The 995-nt window shown below is 31.7% G+C and carries 1 protein-coding gene; it reads right to left on the reverse strand.

Features of this window, described 5'->3' with window-relative positions; genetic code table 11:
- Positions 1 to 250: 250 nt before the first annotated feature.
- Positions 251 to 995, reverse strand: a 745-nt coding sequence (locus ACVC2P_RS05885) for an L-dopachrome tautomerase-related protein (protein WP_452597547.1), incomplete at its 5' end; no start/stop codon positions are given.

Genomic DNA, 995 nt, shown 5'->3' on the forward strand with positions numbered 1-995 from the left:
ACTTATGTATTTCTTTTATGGGAATAGTTACTTCTTTCTCAGTAGCAACTTTATTTTCTTTTTTGACATCATTGCAAGACATTACACTTGTAAAGAAAATACCCAATAGTATTATTGAAAAAATTCTCTTATAACTATCACTTGCTTTTTTCATCTTTTCCATATATTAAATATTTTGATTGAATACATATCAAATGTAATTATTTATTGTAATGTATTAACTGTTCTATAGAAAAATTCATATAAGTAACTACCGTCCAAAAATACCTTCAACACTAGGTTTAAATCTAAAAATATAAAAAGGGGCTTTTGTTTTATCTACTCCTTTATTGAAAGGCGCTCCCAAATACACCTGTGCTGCCGAAACATACATATACCCATCTTTATTATAGCTAATACCATCTGGCCATAACATCTTATCGTTACTCGCAACTATCGAATATTCTTTGGTTTTTGCAGCAACTTTCCCAATACTTTTACTTTCAATATTAGTGAAATAGATGTTATTTTCTTTATCAATTGATAGCCCACCATTATTGGGCTTGTTACTGTATATTTCAATTTTTGAATCTAAGTCTGCATCAGAAAATGACTCATTCAACAAATCCGTCATCCTAATTCGATATAATTTATGACCACTTAAAGGTGCGTAATACAACCATTCATTTTTATGGTCTAATGTGATACCATCTGCACCAACAAAAATAGGAACTTGCTGTCCTTCTTTTATAATACTCATTGTAGCTCCATTTATAATAATCGGACTTTTAACATCTGCTTTTGTGCTGCGATGTCCTTCCAAAACGCGTCGTGTTTTGCCTGTTTTCATATCGACAATGACCAAAGCTCCTTGACTACCATTACCACCACGAGCAATATCTTCATCGGCAATTACAAATACTTGATGTTCTAAATCTACTACAAAATCATTGAGTTGCGAGGTTTTAATACTTGCAGGTTCTGGGATATAATAGATTTTCTCTAAACGATTGGTC

Source organism: Pontimicrobium sp. MEBiC01747 (assembly GCF_053601635.1).